Genomic DNA, 26,118 nt, shown 5'->3' with positions numbered 1-26,118 from the left:
CGTCATCGCCCAGGCACACGGCGCCGCGGACGGGTGCGACGGAGGGTCACATCGGCAGGACGAGGTTCAGCTGCGCGCCGGGCTCCAGGGTGTGCACGAGATCGCCCTGGCGCAGCTCCACGTGTCCGGTGGGACGAGCCGACCAGCGTATCGCCTTGTCGTCCCGCCGCCACGACACCTCCACCACTCCGCCGCCGGGAAGCGGCAGTCGACCGGACGCCCCCCGCTCGCCGGCGAGCAGCTCGAGGCGCAGTCCGCCGTCGGGATCCACCCAGAGTCCGAGCAGCATCCGCGACAGCAGCCACGTCGGGGTTCCGGACCACTGGTGGCACCGGCTCCACCGGGGGTCGAAGTTCTCCCACCATGTCGTGGCTCCCTGGTCGAGCAGCCAGCCGTAGAGCCCCTCGATGCGTTCGAGCACCTCGTGCGCCCGGCCACGGCGGGCCAGCTCGATGAGCGAGAAGTGCAGGAAGTACGGCGTCACGAAGCGCTCGCCCGTGGCGAGGTGGCTGGACAGCCGTGGTCCGGTGGCGTCGAGGGGGAAGCAGGAGTCGAGGTGGTCGAGCACCAGCTGCACTGCCGCCGGCTCGGCGCTCGGCGGCAGGACTCCGGCGCGGAGCGCCAGGGACGCCGCGTGGTAGCCGAGCGGTTCGGCGGACGTGCGACGGGTCAGCGTCTCGCGCAGCGCCGCGGCGGCCTCGTCGACGGCCGCGGTGGCGCTGTGTCCCACCTCGCGCAGCCAGCGGGCCGAGGCGTCCAGTCCGTCGAGGGCCAGCAGTGAGATCGACAGGCCGTCGTCGGCGGCGCCCCAGTCCACGAACGGCCACGGCAGAGGCCCCTCGATCCCCTGGGGACCGAGGCGGGCGCAGAACGCCGCGGCGTTGCGTGCCGCGGCCGGTGCCAGCTCGCCGAGCAGCTTGCGGCTGCCGGTGAGCGCGGCATGCCGCAGCACCGCTCCCGGCCACAGCGCGGAGTACGACGCGAGGTGCCGGACGGCGCCGGGCCCCTGACCGGCCACGAACCCGTCGTCGTCGGCGCAGCCGGCCGCCATCCGCAGCGTGCGCTCCACGATCCGCAGATCCCCGTGTGAGACGGCGGCGATCTCCATGCCGACCACGGCATCGCCCAGCCACTGGCCGCGCTCGCGGACCGGGCAGTCGACCAGGGCGTCCTCGGAGCAGGCCCGCAGCGTGTCGACGCCGACCTGCCAGATGCGATCGAGCCGGGGAGAACCGGTCGCCAGGCTGCCGACCGGGTCGGCGGGGGCGCTGCTGCGCTCGTCGAAGCGCAGCTCCCCGATGTGGACCGGCGCGCCCTCGGCCAGCACGTGCACCTCGACCCAGCGCCCGGCGCGGGGGGTCACCGGCCCCAGCCGCTGCCGCCCGTCGGCGGCGACGTAATGGTCGAGGTTCGCCGACAGGCCGTTGCTCATCGAGATCCAGGGCGTGACCCGGCCGTCGACGAGGTCCTCGCTGTAGAGCAGGTCGACGGTGGCTCCCGGGGGCGCGCCGATCTCGACGCTCGGGCGCCCGAGGCGGACGCGGCCGAGGTCGAAACGCGCCCACACGCCCTGCGCGGGCACCTGTCCGTCCGGCGCCAACTGCCGCGCGAACACTGTGGCGGCCGGGTCGTCCTCGGGAAGCAGCAGGCGCTCGACGAACTCCCCCTGCGCCACGCGTACGGCGGTGAGGGGGGTGAGGGACACCGGTGGGCCCATGTCGGGAGCGGGGACCGGCAGGCCGGGCACCGGTACGGCGGGCGCCCATGTGTCGGCGGCGGTGCCGGGGCCCGTCCACGCCGGCAGCTCGCGCGTGTCGCACCACTCGACGAAACCGAGGTTGCCGTTGAGGCGGCGGACCCTCGGCCGGTACGCCCGCAGCGGCGCCGCCCGCCAGTCGAGGCCGGGGTGTCCCTCGACCTCGACCCACAGGTGCGGCGCCACGACCGCCGCCTGTTCGGTTGGCACGCCCGGGTGCACGACGTGGAACGCCAGCACGTGCGGACCGGGAGCGAGGTCGAGCGCCGTCTCCACGTGCTCCGGGTGGTCGGCGGGGGCGCGTGGCGGTCCTTCGGCGACGGGCTCGCCGTCGACGTGCAGCACCGCCCACCACGAGGCGGAGAAGCGCACGGCGAGACGGCGCCGCTCCGGCAGGTCGACCACCGCGCGGATGCCCACGTGCGCGTCGATCTCCGGCGCGCCGTCGGTCCACAGGTGCGTCATGTCGCCTCCCGGCCGTTCGTGTCGACAGGTCGTACGGCGACGGCGACGGCGTCGAACCGGTCGGGAAGGTGGAGCGTGAGCTCCCTGCCGCCCGTCAGTTCCCGCGGTGCCGCTCCCGCCGGGAAGGTCCGGACGTGGTAGCGCTGTCCTTCGCGCAGCCCGTGCGGGCGCACCCGCAGCCGGTCGTCGTCGGTGTTCTGCCGCCACACCCCGAGCAGGCAGCCGGCCGGGGAGAAGAGCTCCAGAGCCGTCAGCGCCTCGGTGCGGTGCGGCGGCTGCTCGGGGCCGTGCCGGCGCACCGACGCGTTCGCGAGCAGGTCGGCCGAGGCGTTCGCGAAGGCCACCGCCTCGACCATCAGCGCCCGTCGGTCCTCGTCGAGGCGGTCCACGGGCCCACTCAGGGTCATGCGCCCGAGCAGCCCTGTGACCAGTCGGTAGCGCGTCTCGGCGAGGCTCAGGTCCGGCTCGAGCACGGCCCAGCTGACGGCCTGCGACGGGTGCAGTACGTCCAGCACCGCACGCAACACGTTGGGGAAGCTGCGCCAGCCGCCGTTCCAGTGGCCGTGATCGCTGACGCTGCCGAGGTGTGTGCGCGACAGCAGGCCGTAGCTCGTACGCCCGCCGCCGCTCGCGCAGTTCTCCAGGACGACGTGCGGATGCCGGGCGCGCAGCCCGTCGAGCACCGCCTGCCAGCCCGCGGCGAGCTCCAGCGCGCCGTGCCCCGGTCCGTGCGGTGTCGCATCCGGTCCCGGCACGACCTCGGTGTTGTAGTCGAACTTGAAGTACGCGTAGCCGTCGTCGACGAGCCCGTCCAGCACGCCTGCCAGGTGGTCGCGGACCTGTGGCTGCCGCAGGTCGAGGAACGCCCGGCCCGCGTCGAGCAGCAGCCGGCCGTCGCGCCGCAGCAGCCAGTCCGGGTGCTCGGCCACGAGGCGCGAGGCGACCCCGGCGACCTCGGGTTCGAGCCAGATGCCCGGTACGAGCCCGGCGTCGCGCAGGTCTCCCGCCAGGGCTTTCATGCCCGCGGGGAAGCGGCTCTCGTCGTGCGTCCAGTCCCCCGCCAGGGTCCACCAGGTGGCGATCTCCCCCTCGGGCGTCTGCGGTGCGTACCACCCGGCGTCCAGGACGAAGGTCTCGACGCCTGTGCCGGTCAGCGCGGCCGTCTGGGCCGCGACGGTGGAGGCGTCGAGCGTGTTCATCGTCGCGTGGTACTCGTTGTAGACGACGCCGCGACGCGGTTCCCGCGGTGCCTGGTGCAGTCGGCGGTGCCGGTGGAAGGCGTCGACCACCTCCGCGCGGTCGCCCTCCACGGCACCGACCACGACCGGCACCGTCTCCACCTGTTCACCTCTGCCCAGCACGTGGCGCCAGTGACCACCGGCGTAGTGGGGGCCGCCGGCCTGCGTGTACACGGTGCCGGAATCGGCGCCGACCTCCATGCGCCAGCCGGCGGCGGCGTCGACCTGCACGCCGTACGAGATGCCCGTCGCGCGGTCCTCGAGCACGTAGAACGGCAGCAGGTGCTTCGAGGGCCAGGAACCGGTCGTCTCCACCGACCAGGCGTTGATGCAGGACTCCGGGTACAGCGCGATGTCCGTCACCGGCCGCGACCGCAGGGTCCCCTCCCAGCACCAGCCACCGTCGTAGGTGTGCAGCCACAGGGCGTCGAAGTCGCCGTGCGCCGCCAGGCCGCGCAGCATGCCGCTGCTGACGTGGTCGACGGTCAGCGGCACCTCGGTCGCGCGGACGCTCGTCCAGCGGGTCAGGCAGGAGGAACCCGGCCTCGCCAGGAAGTGCAGGTCCATCTCCAGACCCTGGTCGCCCGACGAGCTGAGCACCACGTGCAGGCCACCGTCCTCCAGCCGTTCGGCCCGGTGGCTGTGGACCGTGGTGCTCTCCGTGCTGCCGCAGCCCGTCCACCGGGTGCCGTGCTGAGGGAGCGGGCGGTCGTCCCCGGCCAGCTGCAGCTCGGCCTCGGCGCCGAGCCGGCCGCCGCGCAGCTGCCTGAGTTCCTCGGCGCCGAGCCGGTGGCCCGGGCCGAACGCTACCTGCCGCGCCGTACCGGCGATGTCGACCGCGTGTACCACGCCTGCGGTACTGAGCAGCAGGAGCGACCCGTCGACGTCGAGCTCGGGGCGCGTCACGGCCACCGCCCCAGGGTGGCGCCGCGGCCCGTCACCGGGAGCCTCATACCCCCACCTCCATCGAGGCGCGGATACGGGTCAGCGCGTCGGCCGGCGGCGCGTCGAGGAAGAACATGTCGTTGCCCGCGGTGGCGGACCCTCCCGGCGCGATGGCCCCGAAGCCGCTGGCCGCGTGGATGCAGGAGTACTCCCTGTTGTGGAACAGGAACGCCGCCGGACGGCCGACGGTGGCGACGGTCCGGCTGCTGTCGCGGCTGCACACCGCCAGCCACGGGTCGAGGACGACATCGGGCGTGGCGTGGAAGGCGGAGACGAACGGCAGGTCCGTCGCGGGGGGCGCGCCGGCGGTCGAGTAGAACTGCACGGTGGGGCGGGTGCTGTGCCGGCGCGGGACGGAGAGCAGGGGCACGGGTTCGCCGGCGATGCCCGTGAAGTGCCGTTCGCAGTCGTGGTCCCTGACGTCCCGGGCACCGCCGCACGACAGGCAGTTGAAGGCCAGTGCGTTCTGCCAGTGGCGGTCGCTCTCGTTCTCCACGGTGTACGACACCACGACGGCGTCGTCCGAGGAGAGGTCGACCGTCATCTCGTAGGCCAGCTCGCCGGGTTGGCGTCCGGTGGCCCGCCATGTACGGGCCTCCTGCCGCTCCCACTCCGGCACCAGCGTCGTGTACCAGACGGCGGATGCCGCATCGCCGATGGCCTCCGGAAAAGCGAGCGAGAAGCGGGCACCGGGAAAGGCGGGCACCTCGCTCAGCCAGGCGCTCATGGTCCCGGCGATGGGCTCGAACTTCATCGTTTCACTCCTCAGCGGCTTCGCGCGACGCGGAAGCCGATGTAGTCCGTGCGGTTCAGCGCCCAGCCCGACTGCCCGACCGCGGCCACCCGCAGGTTGGCCGGCACCGTCGTGACCCAGCTGCCGCCCTTGACGATCGCGGTCGCGGGGTCGGGCTGGTCGGCGGTCCACTCGGCGACGTTGCCGGACAGGTCCAGGACGCCGAACGGGCTGGCCCCGGCCGGCAGCGAGCCCACCGGGGCGGTCCCTTCGGCGTCGTAGTGGGCGTGCGACGGCTCCATCTCGTCGCCCCACGGGAAGACGCGGTGTTCGTCGGCCCGCGCGGCGCGCTCCCATTCCGCCGCCGACGGCAGGCGCACACCGGCCCAGGTGGCGAAGGCCTGGGCGTCGTGCAGGTTGACGTGCGTGACGGGGTGGTCGGCCAGGTCATCCGGCGGGGTGGGGCCTCGCCACCAGTCGGGTGCCTCGCCGCCGCCGTCGGCGACGAAGAGCGCCCACTGCCCGTTGGTGACGGGCGTGCGGCCGATGGCGTACGCGGGCAGCTCGACCCGGGCGCCGGGCAGTTCGCCGTCGAACCAGGACGGGTGCACTCCGAAACGCTCGGCCAGGGCCTCGACCTGCGTGCTCGGCGTCCCGGTCTGCGCGGCTCCCGGCGGGATGGGGACCAGATCCAGCTCCAGCTTGCTGCTCGGCACGGTGCTCCCTCTCGTACGGTGACCCACAGGGTTCGGTCCTTCGCCCGCTCTAGTAGTCGACGGTCAGCGTCGACTGCCGGGCGTGGCGCATCTTGATGAACGTGGTGCCGTTCGCGATGTGCTTGAACCCTTCCGGCGCGGCGTCGAGGTCGGTGACCGGGCCGAGACCGCGACCGTCGACCTGGACCGAACGCGGGGCGGGTATCCCGGTGACGAGGAGCTGCGATACCTGCCCCGGGAAGAATCCCAGCCTGGCGGTCAGCCTCGATGAGGTGCGCTCGGCGCCGAGCACGTCGGCGGCGGTGGAGACCCGGGTGTTCGGGTGGATCAGCGCGGTCTGCACGTCGACGGGGTGGCCGAGAAGCATGACCATGGGTTTGAGGATGTCGTCGGGGTTGAGGTCGAAGTCCTTCACCGGCGTGTTCGGGACCAGGAGCCAACTGTCCGGGTAGCCGCCCTTGTACGGCTCGGTGGTCCGCTGCTGGTGCAGCGCGCTGATCACGATGCCCTCGGCTATCCGGCGCCAGGGGAACCCCCCGATGTCGGCCGGCAGGTGGAACGGTTTGGTGCAGCTCGGGTCCGCGGAGGCGTCGAGGAGACTGAGCAGGAAGTAGGCGTACACCAGGCCCACCCACTGCACCGGTCGGCCGAACCACGGGATGGTGAACATCGTCGCGCCGTAGTCGGAGATGGACGCGTACGGCATGTACGGCCGGTCGGGCGCCGACCACGTGTACAGGAACGGCAGTCCGGTCCGCGCCCAGTAGACGGCCCGGTTCAGGTACCGGGTCTCGCCGGTGAGCCGGTACGCCTCGGTGTAGGCGCCGATGCCGTACGCGGAGCCGAGCAGCGTCGGCGTTTGGAGGGGCATTTCCCAGACGCCCACGGCGCGTGGCACGTTGAACTGCTCGATGAACTGGAGAGCCCGCATGCCCGCCTGATGGGCGACGGTGTCCCCGGTGAGCCGGGCATAGCGCAGGAGGCCCTGGGCGTGGACGGTCGAGACGCCCATGATCTCGGTCCCGCGTTCCCCCAGGATCTCGTCTTCCGCTTCCTTGGGGTTGAAGGCCCAGCCGCCGGACGGCAGTTGCGTGCGGATTCTGGCGTCCCTGTTCTTCTCGAACTCGGTGAGGGCGCCTTCGAGGTTGCCGAGGTAGAACGGCGCGTGGAACCAGCCGCTGTACGTGCCGTCCGTGTTGCCGAGCGCGGTGCGGCCTTTGGTGGTGAGGAGGTTGACGACGAATTCGTGCACCCGGTGGAACACGGCCGTGCGCTCGTCGGCGTTCGTGGTCAGCAGTCCGGCGATATGCAGGTTCACCCCGTACGGCACGTAGGGGAATGCCTTTTGACCGGACCACGCCGCCCAGCCCTTGACCTCCGGATCCCAGAAGGACGTGAGGTAGGCGTGCCGGACGAGCGCGAGCTCGTCCTCCCAGCTGAAGGGCATCGTGGCGGGCTCGGGGACGCCGTGCAGCGAGTACCAGTCCTCGACGGCGGTGAGCACGTCGTCGGAGGGGTTGACGATGAAGTCGGCCGTGACGGAGAGCGGCCGGCCGGCTGCGGCGGAATGGGGCGTCGTCGCCCAGGGTGCGTTCTCCGGGACCGGGTTGGGGACAGCCGGGACGAACAGCGAGAGCAGATGGTTGGCCTGCCCGGCGAGCCAGTTCGGTGAGGCGAACCGTGCGCTGGGATAGCGGTTCTGGCCGTCCCACCGCTGGTTCGTGTCCCAGGCGACCGACACGGTCGACCCGCCACCGGAGATCGCCATCACCGGGACCGTGATCCTCAGCGGATGCGGGGCGATACGGAGGTTGTCCGGTGGCCAGACATCGAGGGTGCTCGACGATCTCTCCCCCGCGACGAGCCATTCAAGGCCGGGGAAGAGCCCCATGTGTTTGGGCTTGCCGAAGCTGCCCTCGCCGGCGGTGAGCGAGGGACCGCCGAAGGCGAGCAGTCTCGCCTGCCGATCGGGCGTGATCGAGTACGTGGCCTGAACGGCGCGTGCGGCTGAGCCGGCGTCGTCGGACACGGGCCTGACGGCGAGCCGCAGGTGCGAGGACCATCGCACGCCGTCCGCGTCCGTCACCTGCCCCGTCAGGACGACGTGGTCGGCGGCCAGTTGAGCGGTGTCCGGCACGATCGGCATCAGCCGGACGCCGTCGGCTGCCGGACCGACGAGGTAGCTGAGCGGCTGCGACGTCGCCATCCGCTTCCACTCCTGGCCCGTCCGGACGTCGAGGAGGAGCTGCGTATAGCCGCCGGAGCCGCGGACGACGATCGCGCGGACGTTCTTGTTCTGCAGGTGCACATGCCCTGCCTGGTCCTGGAAGACGTGCACACCGCTGGGCCACCAGTGGGCGGACGGGGGCGGCACCGGGACGATGGGCAGGATCGCGCCGAACTGCTGGCGGCTGCCGGGTACCTCCATGGCGAACGTGGCCACGCCGGGCACGTCGACCGTCGGGCGTGCCGTCCACAGCAGTTGAGCCGTGCCGTCGGGTGCGATGACGGGAGCCTGCTGGGTCGCGCCACCGGTGACGAGGTTCACCCCGCTCGGCAGGGTGATCGTCGCGGGGAAGGCCGTGGACGGTTCGCCGCCGACGTTGGACAGCTGGACCGCCAGGGTGACCTCTTCACCGGGGCGTACCGAGCCCGGCCGTACGATCAGTGGCGCGACCGCGATTCTGGCCCCGAGCTGTTCGATACGGATGTAGTCGAACTCGATCTGGGCGCCGTCGGCGCCCGGCGGCTCCCGGTCCAGGCGGAACACCTGCACCGTTCCCTGCTGCCACCGCGCGTTCTTCGCCGCGAGATCCACCGTGTATTCGTGGAACGCGCCGTCGGCCTTGATCGGTATCTCGATCAGCTTGTCCACGCCGAGCGTCGGGGACTTGTCGGTGGCGAAGTAGACCGAGACGCTCTCACCGGCGGTCGCCCGCATCCGGAACCGGAGGATGCGGTCGCGGATGCCGTTGAGGTGCAACGGCGGTGCGGTCATGCAGGGGTCGAAGCCGGTGACGCTGGTGCTGAGTGTGCCACCGCGCACGACGAACGGCGCCAGCCCTTTCGCCGCCGTCCATCCTTCGGCGTCGCCGTCCTTGTTGAATTCCCACCCCACGGCTGTGCCGGTGGTGGTGATCGGCTGGATGAACAAGCCCCGAGCCGAATCGAACTCCCAGGGCCCGGTGTCCGCGCGCTCCGCGGCACCGGCCGGTGTGACCCGGAAGAAGCCGCTGCCGAGCACGGCGACCGTGCCGACAGCGCCGAACTGCAGGAATCGTCTTCGTCCGATGCCGTTGGTGCCCATGGTGCGGTCCTTTCGTTTCAGGCTGGCTGGAGCCGTCCCGGCCGCGGGGCCGGCGGGGGTGGCCGTTCGGCCCGCGCCGATCGGCCGTGGCCGGGGTCTACTTTCCGGTGCCGCCGCCCGCAAGGCCGCCCTGCATTCCGGCGAGGAAATGCTTGGACAGGAACACGAAGAGCAGGAGCAGCGGGATGCTCGCGAGGGCGTATCCCGCGAACAGCGGGCCGTATTCCGTCGCGTGCTGGGTCTGGAAGAACTGCAGCCCCGCCGACACGGTGCGCAGATCGTTCTCCGTGACGGTGAGCAGGGGCCAGAAGAAGTCGTTCCACACGCCGATCACGGTCACCAGCGCGACGGTTCCGACGACGGGGAGCGACAACGGAACCATGATGGAGACGAACATCCGCAGTCCACCGGCGCCGTCCACGCGCGCGGCGTCGAAGAGCTCCTGCGGCAGCTGCTCGACGAACGTCTTCATCAGCAGAGTTCCCAGCACCGCGCCGCCTACGAGGTGGGGGACGACGAGCACGATGCGGGTGTTGAGCAGACCCATGTCGCGCATGAGCACGAACATCGGGATCAGGCTGGAGATGCCCGGCACCATGAGCAGCACCGCGACCAGCCCGAAGAGCACGTTCCTTCCGAAGAACTCGTAACGGGCGAAGACGAACGCCGCCACCATGCACAGCGCGAGCGCTCCGACACTGGAGGCGATCGCCACGACCACCGAGGTGACCAGGTACGGCTGGATCTGCTCCCAGGCCCTGGCGTAGTTGTCGAAGTGGAACGGCAGGCTGGGCAGCCACCACGACTCGTAGTACTGCTGGTTGGTCTTCAGCGACGTCATGAGCATGAAGAGGAACGGGAAGAGCCCGACGAACGCGATGACACTGAGCACGCCCTTGATCGCGAGCTGGTCGCCTCGCCGGCGTCCGCGCGACGTGGCCGGCCCCACCGTGGTTCGCCCCGGTTCGCTCCGGTCCGGGGCGCTGTGCAGGCGGAGTTGGACCTCAGAGTCGACGGACATCGGCCCGGTCCTCTCTTCTGACGAACACGATGACGATGCTCAGGAGGATCGTCATGACGAACAGCGTGGTGGACAGCGCGGCGGCATAGCCCCACTCGCTGCCCTGGAACGCCACTCCGAGCATGCGCAGCACCGGTACCTCGGTCGCGTTGTCGGGCCCGCCTCCGGTGAGCAGGTACGCCGCGAAGCCGTATTGCAGGACGTTGATCGTCGCCAGGAACACCAGCAGTTTGAGCTGGCTCGCCATCAGCGGAAGGTCGATCGCGAAGAACCGCCGCAGCCGGCCGCAGCCGTCGAGGGCGGCTGCCTCGAACACCTCGGCCGGGACGTTCTGCAGGGTGGTGAGGAACACCAGGAACGGAAGTCCGGCGACGAAGGGGAAACCGATGAACAGCAGCGACAGCAGCGCGAACTGCGGATCGCCCACCCAGTTTTGTGCCAGGGCGTCAAGTCCGACGGCTCGCAGGAGGCGGTTGACGACGCCGTTGTTGGGTTCGTACATCGCCGCCCAGAGCAGGACCGTGACGACTCCGGGAAACGCCATGGGCGCGATCAGGGCGGTGCGGAAGAAGAACTGCGCGCGCTTGCTCTTCAGGCTGATGATGAGCTCGGCCGCGAGCAGCGGAATGGCCCACGCCACGGTGATGCCGAAGACGAAGATGACCCCGAGATTGCGGAACGACCGCCACCACAGGTCGTCGTCCAGCATGGCCCTGTAGTTGTCCAGTCCGATGAAGGGCGAGTCGAAGCCCGGCCGCCATTCGTAGAACGAGTGCCAGATTCCGCTCGCCGCCGGGTAGTAGGCGAAGACGGCCAGCGTCGCGAAGAGTGGTACGAGGGCCAGATAGGCGAACCAGGGAACGCCTTTCCCGCCCCTCGTCATCGTTCCTCCTTCCGGGCGTCGCGCCTCGTCCGGTACCGGCCGGGTCGCCCGCCCTCTGTTTCCGCCGGTCTTCACTTCGCCCAAGGCTCGTTCCCCCACTTGCCGTCCTTGACGGCCTGGCGTTGCCCCTTGATCCACAGGTCCTGGAGGTAACGCTGCTGCTCCGGCAGTGACTTCGTGCCCAGCAGCCATCCCTCGACGAGGCTGAGCCTGGTCACACCCGGCGGCCCGATGGGCATGGCCAGGGGGACCGGGTCTCCCCAGCTGCCCTCGGCGAACATCTTCGTCTCGTCGGCGCCGGAGGCGCCCTCGACCGCGGGGATGCCACCGGTGGCCTTCAGCCAGGGCTGCGCGTTCTCCGGCGAACTGACGAACTGCAGGAACTTCACGGCCGCTTCGAGCTTCTTGCCCTTGACGGTCGACGGAATCATGTAGTTGGTGCCGCCGACACCTGCCCCGAACCTCGCCGGAGCGCCCTGGGCGAGCGGCGTGGACTCCTTGGTGATCTGCGGGAACGGCATGCTGGCGAAGTCGAACGTCACGTCCTGCAAGGAGGTGATACCGAAGTTGACCCCCCACGCCATGCCGGCCTTGCCGGCCGCGAAGTCACGCAGTCCGACCACGGCACCGTTGAGTCCCTCGGTGTTGCCCGACCACTGCTTGTCGACGCAGGAGTCCCACACCTTCTTGAGGAGCTTGAGCGACTCGGCGGCCTCGGGCGTCTTCGGCGTCAGATCGCCGGAGAGCACGGCCTTGGCGAGCGACTTGTTGGTGACGACGGGTTCGCCCGTCGCCGAGGTCGCCTTTCCGGGCTTGCCGTCCGCCGTGTAGACGTTGAGCCGGTCGACGTGCTTGTCGAGCAACATCCCGCTGATCGCGGTCATCGTCCAGTCGGGGCCCAGGTCGGACCGGTCCATCGCGAGCGGTGTGTAGCCGGCCCCCTTCAGCTTGGCACACCCGTCGATGAGGTCCTCGAAGGTTTTGAACGGCCCCGTCAGTCCGGCCTTGCCGAACGCCTCCTTGTTGTAGAACAGCCCGGTCCCGGCCAGGTTGAAGGGGACGAACTCCAGCTTGCCCTCAGCGTTCCGGAGCGCCGGATTCTCAAGCCCGTAGTAGCGCTTGCGGAAGGCGTCGGCCCACTTCTCGCTCCCCGGTCCGGACGTGATGTAGGGGTTGGGTTGCGCGAGGTACTCGTCGAGGGCGTGCACCATGTGCGGCTTGTGAGGCACCTGACTGAACACCAACTCCGGTGCGGTACCGGCGGCGAGGTGCGTGGAGATCGTCTGCGCGAAGCTGTTCAGCGGCAGCACGACGGTCTTGACCTTGATGTTCGGCTCCGCCTTCTGGAAGGATGCGACGAGCTCCTCCCACGGTTTCCCGAACGACGAACCGCTCTCGCTCCACTGGTTCGGGCCCTCCAGGGTGATGGTCACGGTGTCCCCGGACGACGAATCGTCCGCGCCGGAACCGCAGGCGGTCAGGCTCAACGCCAGGGCCGCGGTGGTCGCGGTCAGGCGCACCGCGGCCGAACCCGGCGACCGTGGGAATCCGCTGCGTGATCGTTCGCTCAAACCCCATCTGAGCATGCGTACACCCTTCTTGGCCCCGCGACTGTGCAGTCCGGGAGTGGTGCCCAAAGACGCTCTGGATCGTTTCAATTGGCTGGGCGTGAACCTAGGTCCGCGATCCAGCCACTGTCAATACTGTGACGGGATTCACACAAAACTCTGTTGCGGCGCAGGGGGCGGGCCGCATGAGGAGCACGAGGCTGGTGTCTCCTCCCCGGCGAGGAGCGGGACGACGCGATGCGCGTCCTCACCCGGCTCGCCCGGCTCGCCCGGCGCACGCCCGCCCGCGCCGGCGGCAGTTCTCGACGCTGCGCGGCGGGACCACGGGGCAGACCCAGGTCAGGGCCGCGGCATGCTCGACCTGCGCACGACGAGCTCCGGCTGGAGCACGATGCCGGTGTGCCGATGGCCGTGCTCCGGGTCCGACGGCTCGAGCTCCTCCAGCAGGAGTCGTGCCGCGAGACGGCCGATCTCCGCGGCCGGGTGGCGTACCGAGGTCAACGGGATGAGGCTCGCCCCCGCGAACTCGATGTCGTCGTAGCCGACGACGGCAAGGTCGTCCGGGACACGCACGCCCGTGTCGAAGGCCGTCTGCATGACGCCCAGGGCCAGGAGGTCGTTCGCGCAGAAGACGGCCGTCGGCCGGGGGGACAGGCCGATGAGCCGGGCCCCGGCGTCCCGGCCGGCGCCGACGTCCAGCTTCTCGACGGGGATGTCGACGATCGCGTCGGCGCCGAGCCCCGACTCCTCCACCGCGCGGACAAGGCCCTCGCGCCGATCCCGGACCTGCTGCAGATGACCGGGGCCACGCACGTAGGCGATACGCCGATGGCCGGCGGCGAGCAGGTGCCGGCCCGCGAGCTTGCCTCCCAGGACGTCGTCGGCGGCCACGGAACAGGCCGTCTGCGCGTCGACCGCCCGGTCGGCGATGACGAACGGGATGTTCGCGCGTCGCAGCGCCCCCCACGGTTCACCGTCGGACGCGACCGGCGCGAACACGACACCACGCAGGCGCTGCTCGACGAAGAACGACAGGTAGGCCTGCTCGGCCGCAGCGCTCTCGGCGCTGTTGCACACCATCACACCGAGGCCCGCTTCGACGGCCACCCGCTCGGTGCCCTGGGCGAGGACGGCGAAGAAGGGGTTCCTGGTGTCCATGACCAGCAGCCCGAGCATGCGGCTCCGTCCGGCACGCAGTTGCCGCGCCGACTCACTGCGGACGTACCCCAGCAGGTCGATCGCCGCGTGGACACGGGCCCGGACCTCACTGGAGACACGTTCGGGCCTGTTCAGGACGTTGGAGACCGTCCCCACGGAGACGCCCGCCTGGCGCGCCACGTCCTTGATGCCCACCACTGCCGACCGCCCTTTCGCCTCGGATCCGTGCGCTCGCCATCCTAGGCCGCCCCCACACCCCCCGGGGTGAATCCTTTCACCATGTTCTGCTGGGACTATTGACCGCCCCACACATGCGTGCTTCGGTGTCGATGAAACGATTCATGACGCCGACGCGGTAGAGCGCGGCCCTGGTTGCGAGGTTGCCCCATGACTGCCGTGCGGGACGCCGTGAAGGCCGTGCTCAAGGCCCAGACCATCGAGACGCCCTCCTGGGGCTACGGGAACTCGGGCACCCGCTTCAGGGTGTTCGCCCAGCCCGGTGTCCCCAGGACGCCGTGGGAGAAGCTCGACGACGCCGCGAAGGTGCACGAGTTCACCGGCATCGCCCCGAAGGTCTCCCTTCACATCCCCTGGGACCGTGTCGACGATTACGCCGAGCTCGCCGCGTATGCGAAGGAGCGCGGCCTGCGGCTGGGGGCGATCAACTCCAACACCTTCCAGGACGACGACTACCGGCTCGGCAGCGTCTGCCACCCGGACGCGAAGGTGCGCCGCAAGGCCGTCGACCACCTGCTGGAGTGCGTCGACATCATGGACGCGACCGGCTCGTCGGACCTGAAACTGTGGTTCGCCGACGGAACCAACTACCCGGGCCAGGACGACGTCGTGACGCGCCAGGACCGTCTCGCCGCTGCTCTCGCCGAGGTGTACGAGCGGCTCGGCGACGAACAGCGCCTCCTCCTGGAATACAAGCTCTTCGAGCCGGCCTTCTACACCACCGACGTCCCGGACTGGGGAACGTCCTACGCCCACTGTCTCAAGCTCGGGCCCAAGGCCCAGGTCGTCGTGGACACCGGCCACCACGCGCCGGGCACCAACATCGAGTTCATCGTGGCCTTCCTCCTGCGCGAGGGGAAGCTCGGCGGCTTCGACTTCAACTCCCGCTTCTACGCCGACGACGACCTGATGGCCGGCTCGTCCGATCCCTTCCAGCTGTTCCGGATCATGCACGAGGTCGCGCAGAACGGCGGCCTCGCCCCGGCCGCGAACGTCGCCTTCATGCTCGACCAGTGCCACAACATCGAGGCGAAGGTCCCGGCCGTGATCCGCTCCGTGATGAACGTCCAGGAGGCCACCGCCAAGGCCCTCCTCGTCGACGTCGACGCGCTCGCCACCGCCCAGCGCGACGGTGACGTCCTCGCCGCGAACGCCGTGCTGATGGACGCGTACGACAGCGACGTACGCCCGTTGCTGCGCGAAGTCCGCGAGGAACAGGGGCTCGCACCGGACCCCGTCGCCGCGTACGCCGCTTCGGGGTGGCAGGAGCGGATCGCCACCGACCGTGTCGGTGGCGAGCAGGCCGGCTGGGGAGCCTGACCGCCCGGCTTCCCAGGGCTCCGTCCGCAGGACCGTAGGACGCCCGCCCCTCCGGGGCGCCCTCCTTCCCCCTTCCCGCGCACGTCGACTCCGAAGGACCGATCGCACATGGCCACCCACCCCGAAGTCCCCGCGCTCCTCGGCCGCGCGCACCGGCTGGGCTCCGACCCCCGCACCACCAACTACGCCGGCGGCAACGTCTCCGCCAAGGGCAGGGGCACCGATCCCGTCACCGGCTCCGACACGGAGCTGATGTGGGTGAAGGGATCCGGCGGCGACCTCGGCACGCTCACCGAGGCCGGCCTGGCCGTGCTGCGCCTCGACCGGCTGCGGGCGCTGAAGGACGTGTACCCCGGTGTCGAGCGCGAGGACGAGATGGTCGGCGCCTTCGACTACTGCCTGCACGGCAAGGGCGGCACCGCCCCGTCGATCGACACCGCCATGCACGGCCTGGTGGACGCCCGGCATGTCGACCACCTGCACCCCGACTCCGGCATCGCCCTCGCCTGCGCCGCCGACGGCGAGAAGCTGACGGCGGAGTGCTACGGCGGAAAGGTGGCGTGGGTGCCGTGGCGCCGGCCCGGCTTCCAGCTCGGTCTGGACATCGCGGCGATCAAGGAGGCCCACCCGGAGGCCGTCGGCGTCGTCCTCGGCGGGCACGGGATCACCGCCTGGGGCACCACTTCCGAGGAGTGCGAGACGAATGCCCTGTGGATGATCCGCACGGCCGAGGCATTCCTCACCGAGCGGGGCGGGAAGCAGCCGTTCGGCTCGCCTCTGGAAGGCTACGCGGCGCTGGACGAGGAGAAGCGCCGGGAGCGGGCCGCCTCGCTCGCACCCGTGATCCGCGGTCTGGCCTCCCAGGACCACCCGCAAGTGGGGCACTTCACCGACTCGGAGGTCGTCCTCGACTTCCTCGCCCACGACCAGCACCCGCGCCTGGCGGCCCTGGGCACGTCCTGCCCCGACCACTTCCTGCGGACGAAGGTGCGCCCACTGGTCCTGGACCTGCCACCCACGGCTCCGCCGGACGAGGCCGTGGCCCGGCTGCGGGAGCTGCACGCGGAGTACCGGGAGGAGTACGCCGCCTACTACGAGCGGCACGCCGGCCCCGACGCGCCCGCGATGCGCGGCTCCGACCCGGCGATCGTCCTCGTTCCCGGCGTCGGCATGTTCTCGTTCGGCAAGGACAAGCAGACCGCACGCGTGGCGGGCGAGTTCTACGTCAATGCGATCAACGTCATGCGCGGTGCCGAGGCGGTGTCGGCGTACACGCCGATCGAGGAGGCGGAGAAGTTCCGGATCGAGTACTGGGAGCTGGAGGAGGCCAAGCTGCGGCGCCTGCCGAAGCCGAAGCCCCTCGCCGCCCGGGTCGCTCTGGTGACGGGTGCGGGCTCGGGCATCGGCAAGGCGATCGCGCACCGGCTGGTCGCCGAGGGCGCCTGTGTCGTGGTCGCCGACCTGAACGGCGAGAACGCCGCCGCCGTGGCCGAGGAGCTGGGCGGCCCGGACAAGGCCGTGGCCGCCACCGTGGACGTCAGGTCCGAGGAGCGGATCAGCGCCGTGTTCCGCGAGGCCGTCCTCGCCTTCGGCGGTGTCGACCTGGTCGTCAACAACGCCGGCATCTCGATCTCCAAACCCCTGCTGGAGACGACCGCGCAGGACTGGGACCTCCAGCACGGCATCATGGCGCGGGGCTCCTTCCTCGTCTCCCGCGAGGCCGCGCGCGTCATGATCGAGCAGGGCCTCGGCGGCGACATCGTCTACATCGCCTCCAAGAACGCCGTCTTCGCCGGCCCGAACAACATCGCCTACTCCGCCACCAAGGCCGACCAGGCCCACCAGGTGCGGCTCCTCGCCGCCGAACTGGGGGAGCACGGCATCCGGGTGAACGGCGTCAACCCCGACGGGGTCGTGCGCGGCTCCGGCATCTTCGCCGCAGGCTGGGGCGCCCAGCGCGCCGCCACCTATGGCATCGAGGAGGAGAAGCTCGGCGAGTTCTACGCTCAGCGCACCCTCCTCAAGCGCGAGGTCCTGCCCGAGCACGTCGCGAACGCGGTCTTCGCCCTCACCGGCGGCGACCTCACCCACACCACCGGCCTGCTCGTCCCCGTCGACGCCGGCGTCGCCGCGGCCTTCCTTCGCTGAGGCCCCTTTGAGCGCCCTGGGGCGGGTTGCCGACGCACTCGCCCCAGGTGCCTCCGCGGACCGGCGGCGCAACGCCGTACGGGAACCGGCCCCCACACGGTGCCCGCCGGGCGCCGCCGGTCCGCCCCTTCTTCCCCCTGTGCTCCTCGATGAGCCGCCCGCACCGGAGAGGTATCCACGTGACCACCACTCCCCCGTCGTCCTCCTTCGCGTCCGCCTTCGCCGCGGTCGATCTCGGCGCCACCAGCGGACGGGTGATCGTCGGCCGGGTAGGTCCGGACAACCTCGACCTCATCGAGGTCCACCGCTTCCCCAACACACCCGTGCGCCTGCCGGACGGTCTGCGCTGGGACACCCTCGCCCTGTTCCAGGGCGTCCTCGACGGGCTGCGCGGGGCCGCCCGCTGCGGTGGCGTCGCCTCCCTCGGCGTCGACACCTGGGCCGTGGACTACGGCCTCCTCGACACGGACGGAGCCCTGCTGGGTCACCCGTTCCACTACCGCGACGACCGGACCGACGGCGCCGCCGCCCGTGTCTGGGCCAAGGTCGGGCCCGAGGAGCTGTACGGCATCACCGGCCTCCAGCACCTCCCGTTCAACACGGTCTTCCAGCTCACCTCCACCGAAGGAACCGCCCAGCGACGGGCCGCCCGCACGCTGCTGCTCATCCCGGACCTGCTGATCCACTGGCTGACCGGGTCCATCGGAGCCGAGGAGACCAACGCCTCCACCACCGGCCTCTTCGACGCCCGCACCGGCACCTGGTCCAAGGACCTCATGAACCGGCTCTCTCTCGATCCCGGCCTCTTCCCGCCGTTGCGCGCGCCCGGCGACCCGGCCGGCACCCTGCTGCCCCACGTCGCCGCGTACACCGGGCTCGATCCCCGGACGCCGGTGACGACGGTCGCCTCGCACGACACCGCCTCCGCGGTCGTCGCCGTGCCCGCGACCGAACCCGGCTTCGCCTACATCTCGTGCGGCACCTGGTCGCTCGCCGGCCTCGAACTCGACACCCCGGTCCTCAGCGAGGCTTCCCGGGCCGCGAACTTCACCAACGAACGCGGCGTCGACGGCACCGTGCGCTACCTGCGCAACACCATGGGCATGTGGCTGCTCGAAGAGTGCCGGCGCACCTGGGGGAGGGAGGACCCGCCCACCCACATCCCGACGCTCCTCGCCGACGCGGCCCGTGCCGAACCCTTCGCTTCCCTCGTCGACCCGGACGCCCCGGAGTTCCTTGCCCCCGGCGACATGCCGGCCCGCATCCGGGACTACTGCGCCCGCACCGGGCAGCGCGTTCCCGGCAGCCGGGGCGCAGTCGTCCGCTGCATCCTGGAAAGCCTGGCGCTCGCCCACCGCCGCACCCTGCGCCAGGCCGCCGAGCTCGCCGACCGCGACATCACCCGCATCCACCTCGTCGGCGGCGGCTCCCGCAACGACCTCCTCTGCCGGCTCACCGCCGACGCCACCGGCCTGCCGGTCATCGCCGGCCCCACCGAAGCCACCGCACTGGGCAACATCCTCGTCCAGGCCCGCGCCGCGGGCCTGGTCGGCGACCTCGCCGACATGCGCCGCCTGATCGCCTCCACACAGCACCTGCGGCACTACGCCCCCCAGGGTGACCCCGCCGCATGGAACGCGGCCGCCGCCCGACTCGACCGCGCCCCGAGGAACCCCTGATGCGCGTCGCCCTCTTCGTCACCTGCGTCAACGACGCGATCCACCCCTCCACGGCCGTCGCCACCGTCAGACTCCTCGAACGCCTCGGCGTCGCGGTGGACTTCCCCGCCGGCCAGACCTGCTGCGGCCAGCCCCCGTACAACACCGGCTACCGCCGCGAGACCGAACCCCTGGTCCACCGAATGGCCCGCACCTTCGAGGGCTACGACCACGTGGTCACCCCGTCCGGCTCCTGCGTCGCCATGGTCCGCGACGCCTACCCGAGGATCGCCCGGAAGGCCCGCGCCGAGGGCCGCGGCGACACGCTGGCCAAGGCCTCCGCCTCCCTCGTCCCGAGGACGTACGAACTGACGGAGTTCCTCGTCGACGTCCTCGGCGTGACGGACGTGGGGGCGTACTTCCCCCACAAGGTGACCTACCACCCCTCCTGCCACGGCCTGCGCGTGCTCGGCCTGGGGGAACGCCCCCGCCGCCTCCTTCAGGCGGTGAAGGGCCTGAGGCTGGTGGAGCTGCCCGGGGCGGAGGAGTGCTGCGGCTTCGGCGGCACCTTCGCGGTGAAGAACCCGGACGTGTCGGCGGCCATGGGCGCCGACAAGATCCGCAACTCCCTGTCCACCGGCGCCGGGATCCTGTGCGGCGCCGACAACTCCTGCCTGATGCACCTCGACGGCATGCTGCGCCGCCTTGACGCCCCGCAACGCGCCCTGCACATCGCCGAGATCCTCGCGAGCACGGAAGAGGAGCCACTGGCATGAGCGGGACCTTCATCGGCATGCCGGCCTTCCCCAAGGCCGCGCACGACGCCGTACGCAACGACACCCTGCGCGCCAACCTGCGCCACGCCACCCGCACCATCCGCGACAAACGAGCCGTGGCGGTGTCCGAACTCGCGGACTGGGCCGGGCTCCGCGAAGCCGGCCAGCAGATCAAGGACCTCACCCTCAGCAGACTCGACCATTACCTGCTCCAGCTGGAGGAAGCAGTCACCGCGGCCGGCGGCACCGTGCACTGGGCGGCGGACGCGGCCGAGGCCAACCGGATCGTCACGGACCTCGTCAAGGCGACCGGCGAAAGGGAGGTCGTCAAGGTCAAGTCGATGGCCACACAGGAGATCAGCCTCAACGAGGCGCTGGAGACCGAAGGGATCCGGGCCTACGAGACCGACCTCGCCGAGCTGATCGTCCAGCTCGGCGACGACCGGCCCTCCCACCTCCTCGTCCCCGCGATCCACCGCAACCGCGGCGAGATCCGCGACATCTTCCGTACGGAGATGGGCACGTGGGGCCGGGAGGCACCCGACGACCTCACCGACAGCCCGGCCGAACTGGCGGAGGCGGCCCGGCTGCACCTGCGGGAGAAGTTCCTGCGCGCGAAGGTCGGGATCTCCGGGGCGAACTTCATGGTCGCCGAGACAGGCACCCTCGTCGTCGTCGAGTCCGAGGGCAACGGCCGCATGTGCCTCACCCTCCCCGAGACCCTCATCTCCGTCGTCGGCATCGAGAAGGTCGTCCCCACCTGGCGGGACCTGGAGGTCTTCCTCCAGACGCTCCCCCGCTCCTCGACGGCCGAGCGGATGAACCCGTACACGAGCATGTGGACCGGAACCACCGACGCGGACGGGCCGACGGCCTTCCACCTCGTCCTCCTCGACAACGGCCGGACCGACACCCTCGCCGACGAGGTCGGCCGCCAGGCCCTGCGCTGCATCCGCTGCTCCGCCTGCCTCAACGTCTGCCCGGTGTACGAGCGGACCGGCGGCCACGCGTACGGCTCCGTCTACCCCGGCCCGATCGGCTCCATCCTCACCCCCCAACTACGGGGCACGCGGAGCGAGATCGACGCCTCCCTCCCGTACGCCTCCTCCCTGTGCGGGGCCTGCTACGACGTGTGCCCGGTCGCCATCGACATCCCCGAGGTCCTGGTCCACCTCCGCGAGAAGGTCGCCGGGGAGGGCGGGAAGGGACACCGGCTGGAGAAGGCCGCGATGAAGGCCGCCGGCTGGGTCCTGGACCACCCCGGCGTTCTCGCCGCCGGCGAGCGCGTCGCGTCGAGGACGCGCGCGCTGCATCCGAGGAAGCTGCCCGGGCCGGGCGTCGGCCCGTGGTCGGAGAGCCGCGACCTGCCCGAGATGCCCGCCGAACCGTTCCGTGACTGGTGGAAGAAGAACCGCACGTGAAGCAGAACTCCCGCGAACGCGTCCTGGACCGCATCCGCCGGGCACTCGCCGACGCGCCACTCGCCCCGGAACCGGCACGCGACTACCTCGCCACCCACACCCCCGACACCCCGGACACCATCCTGGACCTCCTCCACGAGAACCTCGCCGACTACCGCGCGAGCGTTCATCGCACCACGGAGACCGGGCTCCCCGCTCTGGTGGCGGAACTCCTCGACCGGCACGACGCCCACACCGTCGCCGTGCCTCCCGGGTTGCCCGCCGTGTGGCTGTCCGCGACGACGGCCGAGCAGCACCACGACGCGGACGCCACCCTCACGCCACACGAACTGGACACCACGGACGCCGTGATCACCGGCTGCGCCCTCGCCATCGCCGAGACCGGCACGATCGTCCTGGACGGCGGCCCCGGCCAGGGCCGCCGCGCCCTCACTCTCGTCCCCGACCTACACGTCTGCGTCGTACGCGCCAAGGACCAGGTCGTCGCCTCCGTCCCCCAGGCCCTGCCACGCCTCGACCCGACCCGCGCCCAGACCTGGATCTCCGGCCCCTCCGCCACCAGCGACATCGAACTCGCCCGCGTCGAAGGCGTGCACGGCCCACGACGACTCGATGTGGTGATCGTCACCGGCTAAGACGTCGTTGCTCCCACAGCAGCGGTGACGGCGCCTTCGTAGGACTGGGCGCTCTTGTCGTAGGCCCGGCGCGGGGCGGGCGCGGGGTGGGCGCAGGGCGGGCGCGGGGCGGGCGCGGGGCCGGCGCGGGCTGTCGGTAAAGTCGGGCCCATGCAGCGCACCACCGTCGACGGTGTCACCGTCCTGTGGGCCCCGGGCCCGGCTCCCCTCAGCGCGACGCTCACCTTCGGGTGCGGTGCCCGGGACGAGAGTTTCCGCACCATCGGTGTCACCCACCTCATCGAACACCTGGTGATGAGCACGCTGCCCCGCCTGCACCACGAACACAACGCCTCCGTCGACCTGGAAGCCACCCGCTTCACCGCTTCCGGAGGTCCGGAACAGATCACCGCCTTCCTGGCGGCGGTCTGCGCCGGCCTGTCCGACCTGCCGCTGGACCGGATCCAGCACGAGGCGGGCATTCTGACCGCCGAGGCGTCCTCGGTCACGTCCCCGGCCGCCGCCTTCCTGCTCAACCAGCGGTTCGGGGCCCGGGGTCCCGGCCTTGCGCCCTACACCGGGCCAGGCTACGACCGGCTTTCCGCGGACACCGTCCAGGCCCACGCCGCCGCGTACTTCACCCGCGCCAACGCCGTCCTCCAACTCACCGGCCCTCCGCCCCAGGACCTGCGGCTCCCACTGCCCGAGGGCCGGCCGCCGCACCGCACGACCCCGGCCGCACGTACCGGTGCGTCCTGGGACGAGGCACCGATCGAGGGCGCCGCCATCGCCCTGACCATGCCCCTGGGCTCAGCGGCCGCCGCTCTCGGCGTCGCGCTCCTCGAGCACCGGCTCACCGAGCTCGCACGGCACCGCCGGGGCCTGAGTTACGCGGTCCAGGTCGAGTCGAGCCTGCGTGACGAGCACACCCTGGACACCCTGCTCTCACTGGACTCCCGCCCCGGGCAGGAAGCCGAGATAGCGGAGCTGCTCTGGCAGGAGGCGCTGCGCCTGGGCCGGGAGCTGCCCTCCGAGGACGAGCTCAAGGAGGAGATCGAGGGCTTCCGGGAGAGCTACGCTCACCCCCGCGCCGTGGAGGCGGAGCTGGACATGGCTGCCGCTTCCCTTCTGTTCGGACTGCCGTCACGGGACGCCGCAGCCCGGCTGGCCGCCCTTCGTGCCGTAGCACCCGAGGACGTACGAGCCTGCTTCGCGCAGGCCCTGGTCACCGCGCAGCTGGCCGTGGCGCCGGATGTCGAGCCCCGGCTGGCCGCCCTGGACGGATCGCCGCTGCCTCGAGGGGCCTGCTGTGAGCACGACGGGCTGCCGGCAGGCGAGGTGTTCCGGCCGCCACTGCTGGCGCGTGCGAGGTACGGCGCGGCGCGCCGCTCCCGGCTGGTGCTGACCGGCGACGGCGTGGCGGAGGTCGACGGGGACGGACGACTGCACCGCATACGCTTCGACGAGATCGTCGGCGTGGAGAGAGACGGCGACGACCGCACGCTCTTCGGGGCGTCCGGTTGCCTGATGGAGCTGTCGCCCCAGAAGTACAGCGGGTGCGCCAAGGTGATCCGGGCCGTGGACGCCGCGGTGCCGACCGGCCTCGCGTACGAGGCCTCGGCCCTGACACCGCGAGACCCCGAGAAGCAATAGGGGCAAGCCTGGCCGGCTGTCGGGCCCAGAAGGCGTTGCAGCGTTGCAGCGTTGCAGGGGCAGCGGACGAGCCAGGCCGCGCCGCGCACCGTTCCCATGCCCATGCTGCAGCGCCGACGCCCGTCGGCTCTGGCGGCCCGTGTCCGGCCGCCGTAGCGCAACCGGGGCCGACGGCGCAGGGCGACGGCCTGCCATCGGGTGGCCGGGCGTCGCCTACGTGGCGACGGCGTTCACAACCTCACACTCGCCGACTGGGTGAGCTCCCGCCCCCTCGGGCGAGTAGGTCCACCGTGGAAGCGGGGCCACTCGGTGGTGCGCTGGTCAAGCGCGCGATGGCCGGCAGGCGTCAGCTCGTAGTAGCGCCGCGTGATCCATGCGGCGTGCCCGGAAGGAGGCCGGGCAAAGAAGCACGCGGCCTGGCAGAGCACGCAGACCCTGGTCGAGCTGGTCCAGTGGTATCTTCCCGAACTCGGCACCGAAGGCGCGTACAGGCTGGTGGAGACCACCTTGCTCACGGCCATGGCCGCCTGGCCGTGCGGCCGCCCCTCGGAGGCGTACCCACAGGGCCCGTGCGCGACCCAGCCCTGCCTTTCGCATAGGGCCGACCCGTCCTTCAAAAGCCTCTGACGCGGGTCCGGCCCGCCCCGTGAACGAAGCCCGCGCGGCGTGCGCACAGGTCGGGAGATGCCGTACCGTGGATGGGTCCGCGCCCCGAAGTCCCCTTCGGGGCGGGTCTGACTTCTTTGTTCCTTCCGTAGTGGTTTCGAGGTGACGACGTATCTCCCAGGCCCTGTAGCCGTCCGCATTCCCCCACGTTCTGATCTTGGAACGTGTCCGGGGGCGGACGTCGCACTGGCCTGAGTCGCGTCACCCACCCCCGCAGTTTCCTGTCATTCCCCGGGTGCAGCTCTGCCGACTGCCCCGGGTTTCGTGTGTTCCTCCCCCGGCGCGGCTGACGGCGAGTTCCCCGATTCCTGCACATAGGAGTCCCCTCGTGGCTTCCCCCGCGCTCGGCAGCGAGCCGCAGCACACCCCCGAGTCCCCGGCTCACGCCCCGTCCGGCACCTCGGCGAAGACGCCCCTGGCCGCCAGGATCGCCCTCGTGGTCGTCCTGTCCGCCGAACTCATGGACACCCTCGACCAGACGGTCGTCCTGACCGCCGTTCCGGCCATCCAGGAGTCGATCGGCGCCGGACCGGCCGCGGTGCAGTGGCTGACCTCCGGTTACGCGCTGACCTTCGCCCTCGGGCTGATCACCGGCGGCAGGCTCGGTGACGCGTACGGTCGGCGCAAGGTCCTCCTCATCGGCACCGCCGTGTTTACCCTGGCGTCGCTGCTGTGCGGCATCGCACCCGGCCCCGGCACGCTGATCGCCGCCCGCGTGCTGCAGGGCGGCGGCGCCGCCGTCATGATCACGCAGGTTCCTGGCGACCGTACACGTCACCTTCGACGGCGAGAAGCGCACCAAGGCGTTCGGCCTCTACGGTGCCGTCCTGTCGGTCGGCGCCGTCACGGGTCCCGCCCTGGGCGGTGTGGTCACCCACGCCGACCTGTTCGGGCTGTCCTGGCGGCCGGTCTTCCTGATCAACGTGCCCATCGGCCTGGCCGTGATCATCCTCGGACGCGAGTTCATCAGCGAGTCGACCGCACACAAGCCCGAGCGCCTCGATGTCCCCGGCATGCTACTGTCCGCGTCGGCCATGGTGCTGATCGTCTTCCCGCTCACTGAGGGGCACGCCCATCACTGGCCGCTGTGGAGCTTCGCCATGCTGGTTGGCGGTCTCCTCATGCTCGGCCTCTTCCTGTGCCACCAGCAGCGCAGGAAAGACGACGCTCCGCTCGTCGTCCTGTCGCTCTTCCGAGGCAAGGAGTTCTCCGGCGGCCTGTCCGCGCAACTGACGCTCGGCCTGCTGTCCGGCCTGTTCTTCACCACCTGGACGTTGTACCTGCAACGCGGCCTGAGCATGAGCCCGTTGGAGGCGGCCTTGGCCTTCGTGGTCATCGCCCTCGGCGAGCTGGCCGGTGCGGTGATCGCGATGAAGACCGTCGTGCGCTTCGGACGGCGCGTGCCCCAGGCCGGAGCGCTGGTCGCACTTACCTCGATGGTGGTGTACGGATTGCAGGTCAGCAGTCGGCAGGCCGACCTGACCATCCTCGCGACGGCCGTCCCGCTCCTGCTGCTCGGCATCGGCTTCGGCACGATCGGCGCACCGATCGCCGACATGTCACTCGCCAACGTCCCGCACTCCAGCGCCGGTTCGGCTTCGGGACTGTTCAACACCTCCACCCAGCTCGGCATCGCCTTCGGTGCCGCGCTGACCGCCCTCGTGTTCTTCTCCGCCACCGGCGGCTCACCCGACGGCGCGGTCAACCGCGACGCCTTCACCGACGTCCTCTGGTGGGTCGGCGGCGCCTTCGCCGCGATGTGGGCTCTGATGTTCTTCCTGCCCAAGCACACGGGCAGCCAGGCCGACTGAACCACGGGCGGCACGGAGGACATG

At 71.0% G+C, this 26,118-nt stretch carries 18 protein-coding genes and 1 pseudogene; 10 read left to right on the top strand and 9 right to left on the bottom strand.

What is annotated here, in order from left to right:
- Nucleotides 1–46: 46 nt before the first annotated feature.
- The 9 genes from AC07FJ_RS07990 to AC07FJ_RS07950 all read right to left on the bottom strand — a co-directional run bounded on the left by AC07FJ_RS07990 (nucleotide 47) and on the right by AC07FJ_RS07950 (nucleotide 13,988).
- Nucleotides 47–2,221 carry an alpha-L-rhamnosidase-related protein gene (locus AC07FJ_RS07990; protein ID WP_479046513.1) on the bottom strand — a complete coding sequence of 725 codons (2,175 nt, stop codon included), beginning with the start codon at nucleotides 2,219–2,221 and terminating at the stop codon, nucleotides 47–49.
- On the bottom strand, nucleotides 2,218–4,371 hold the full coding sequence (locus AC07FJ_RS07985; RefSeq protein WP_479046510.1) for a glycoside hydrolase family 36 protein: 2,154 nt from the start codon (nucleotides 4,369–4,371) through the stop codon (nucleotides 2,218–2,220). Before AC07FJ_RS07985 ends, AC07FJ_RS07990 begins: the two co-directional genes overlap by 4 nt.
- Nucleotides 4,372–4,408: 37 nt before the next feature.
- On the bottom strand, nucleotides 4,409–5,158 hold the full coding sequence (locus AC07FJ_RS07980; RefSeq protein WP_479046508.1) for a hypothetical protein: 750 nt from the start codon (nucleotides 5,156–5,158) through the stop codon (nucleotides 4,409–4,411).
- An 11-nt stretch (nucleotides 5,159–5,169) separates the two neighbouring features.
- Entirely contained in the window at nucleotides 5,170–5,853 is a 684-nt protein-coding gene (locus AC07FJ_RS07975; protein ID WP_479046506.1) for a formylglycine-generating enzyme family protein, read from the bottom strand.
- Between the two features lie 49 nt (nucleotides 5,854–5,902).
- Entirely contained in the window at nucleotides 5,903–9,160 is a 3,258-nt protein-coding gene (locus AC07FJ_RS07970; RefSeq protein ID WP_479046503.1) for a hypothetical protein, read from the bottom strand.
- A gap of 97 nt (nucleotides 9,161–9,257) precedes the next feature.
- Complete coding sequence (locus AC07FJ_RS07965; RefSeq protein ID WP_479046501.1) at nucleotides 9,258–10,181, bottom strand: carbohydrate ABC transporter permease; 924 nt, start codon at nucleotides 10,179–10,181, stop codon at nucleotides 9,258–9,260.
- Entirely contained in the window at nucleotides 10,165–11,139 is a 975-nt protein-coding gene (locus AC07FJ_RS07960; RefSeq protein ID WP_479046942.1) for a carbohydrate ABC transporter permease, read from the bottom strand. The genes AC07FJ_RS07965 and AC07FJ_RS07960 overlap by 17 nt, the downstream gene beginning before the upstream one ends.
- Nucleotides 11,136–12,584: an ABC transporter substrate-binding protein gene (locus AC07FJ_RS07955; protein ID WP_479046499.1), complete on the bottom strand. Its 1,449-nt coding sequence runs from the start codon at nucleotides 12,582–12,584 to the stop codon at nucleotides 11,136–11,138. The genes AC07FJ_RS07960 and AC07FJ_RS07955 overlap by 4 nt, the downstream gene beginning before the upstream one ends.
- A 387-nt stretch (nucleotides 12,585–12,971) precedes the next feature.
- Nucleotides 12,972–13,988 carry a LacI family DNA-binding transcriptional regulator gene (locus AC07FJ_RS07950; RefSeq protein ID WP_479046497.1) on the bottom strand — a complete coding sequence of 339 codons (1,017 nt, stop codon included), beginning with the start codon at nucleotides 13,986–13,988 and terminating at the stop codon, nucleotides 12,972–12,974.
- A 189-nt stretch (nucleotides 13,989–14,177) separates the two neighbouring features.
- Between AC07FJ_RS07950 and rhaI the strand changes: the two genes are divergently transcribed.
- From rhaI to AC07FJ_RS07900, 10 genes and pseudogenes are all read left to right on the top strand, one after another.
- Nucleotides 14,178–15,347 carry an L-rhamnose isomerase gene (gene rhaI / locus AC07FJ_RS07945; RefSeq protein WP_479046495.1) on the top strand — a complete coding sequence of 390 codons (1,170 nt, stop codon included), beginning with the start codon at nucleotides 14,178–14,180 and terminating at the stop codon, nucleotides 15,345–15,347.
- A gap of 108 nt (nucleotides 15,348–15,455) precedes the next feature.
- Nucleotides 15,456–17,495 carry a bifunctional aldolase/short-chain dehydrogenase gene (locus AC07FJ_RS07940; RefSeq protein ID WP_479046493.1) on the top strand — a complete coding sequence of 680 codons (2,040 nt, stop codon included), beginning with the start codon at nucleotides 15,456–15,458 and terminating at the stop codon, nucleotides 17,493–17,495.
- A 149-nt stretch (nucleotides 17,496–17,644) separates the two neighbouring features.
- Nucleotides 17,645–19,174, top strand: coding sequence for a rhamnulokinase (locus AC07FJ_RS07935; RefSeq protein WP_479046490.1), 1,530 nt, complete (start codon nucleotides 17,645–17,647; stop codon nucleotides 19,172–19,174).
- Nucleotides 19,174–19,929: a (Fe-S)-binding protein gene (locus AC07FJ_RS07930; protein ID WP_479046488.1), complete on the top strand. Its 756-nt coding sequence runs from the start codon at nucleotides 19,174–19,176 to the stop codon at nucleotides 19,927–19,929. Before AC07FJ_RS07935 ends, AC07FJ_RS07930 begins: the two co-directional genes overlap by 1 nt.
- Complete coding sequence (locus AC07FJ_RS07925; protein WP_479046485.1) at nucleotides 19,926–21,350, top strand: LutB/LldF family L-lactate oxidation iron-sulfur protein; 1,425 nt, start codon at nucleotides 19,926–19,928, stop codon at nucleotides 21,348–21,350. Before AC07FJ_RS07930 ends, AC07FJ_RS07925 begins: the two co-directional genes overlap by 4 nt.
- Nucleotides 21,347–21,985, top strand: coding sequence for a LutC/YkgG family protein (locus AC07FJ_RS07920; protein ID WP_479046482.1), 639 nt, complete (start codon nucleotides 21,347–21,349; stop codon nucleotides 21,983–21,985). Before AC07FJ_RS07925 ends, AC07FJ_RS07920 begins: the two co-directional genes overlap by 4 nt.
- A 150-nt stretch (nucleotides 21,986–22,135) precedes the next feature.
- On the top strand, nucleotides 22,136–23,617 hold the full coding sequence (locus AC07FJ_RS07915) for a peptidase M16 family protein (protein WP_479046480.1): 1,482 nt from the start codon (nucleotides 22,136–22,138) through the stop codon (nucleotides 23,615–23,617).
- Between the two features lie 366 nt (nucleotides 23,618–23,983).
- Entirely contained in the window at nucleotides 23,984–24,244 is a 261-nt protein-coding gene (locus AC07FJ_RS07910; RefSeq protein WP_479046477.1) for a hypothetical protein, read from the top strand.
- A gap of 499 nt (nucleotides 24,245–24,743) precedes the next feature.
- Nucleotides 24,744–24,983, top strand: a pseudogene (locus tag AC07FJ_RS07905) (MFS transporter); the annotation flags it as partial.
- Between the two features lie 58 nt (nucleotides 24,984–25,041).
- Nucleotides 25,042–26,094, top strand: coding sequence for an MFS transporter (locus AC07FJ_RS07900; RefSeq protein WP_479046940.1), 1,053 nt, complete (start codon nucleotides 25,042–25,044; stop codon nucleotides 26,092–26,094).
- Nucleotides 26,095–26,118 lie beyond the last annotated feature (24 nt).

Source organism: Streptomyces sp. NPDC045998, from assembly GCF_056430285.1.
Note: the sequence above shows the minus strand (reverse complement) of the source record. Positions and strands in the feature narration are given on the sequence as shown.

What these genes read in the sequence shown, in the direction of transcription:
- AC07FJ_RS07990 (WP_479046513.1), bottom strand. Translation starts at nt 2,221, where the DNA reads ATGACGCACCTGTGGACCGACGGCGCGCCGGAGATCGACGCGCACGTG.
- AC07FJ_RS07980 (WP_479046508.1), bottom strand. Translation starts at nt 5,158, where the DNA reads ATGAAGTTCGAGCCCATCGCCGGGACCATGAGCGCCTGGCTGAGCGAG.
- AC07FJ_RS07970 (WP_479046503.1), bottom strand. Translation starts at nt 9,160, where the DNA reads ATGGGCACCAACGGCATCGGACGAAGACGATTCCTGCAGTTCGGCGCT.
- AC07FJ_RS07965 (WP_479046501.1), bottom strand. Translation starts at nt 10,181, where the DNA reads ATGTCCGTCGACTCTGAGGTCCAACTCCGCCTGCACAGCGCCCCGGAC.
- rhaI (WP_479046495.1), top strand. Translation starts at nt 14,178, where the DNA reads ATGACTGCCGTGCGGGACGCCGTGAAGGCCGTGCTCAAGGCCCAGACC.
- AC07FJ_RS07940 (WP_479046493.1), top strand. Translation starts at nt 15,456, where the DNA reads ATGGCCACCCACCCCGAAGTCCCCGCGCTCCTCGGCCGCGCGCACCGG.
- AC07FJ_RS07935 (WP_479046490.1), top strand. Translation starts at nt 17,645, where the DNA reads ATGAGCCGCCCGCACCGGAGAGGTATCCACGTGACCACCACTCCCCCG.
- AC07FJ_RS07930 (WP_479046488.1), top strand. Translation starts at nt 19,174, where the DNA reads ATGCGCGTCGCCCTCTTCGTCACCTGCGTCAACGACGCGATCCACCCC.
- AC07FJ_RS07925 (WP_479046485.1), top strand. Translation starts at nt 19,926, where the DNA reads ATGAGCGGGACCTTCATCGGCATGCCGGCCTTCCCCAAGGCCGCGCAC.
- AC07FJ_RS07915 (WP_479046480.1), top strand. Translation starts at nt 22,136, where the DNA reads ATGCAGCGCACCACCGTCGACGGTGTCACCGTCCTGTGGGCCCCGGGC.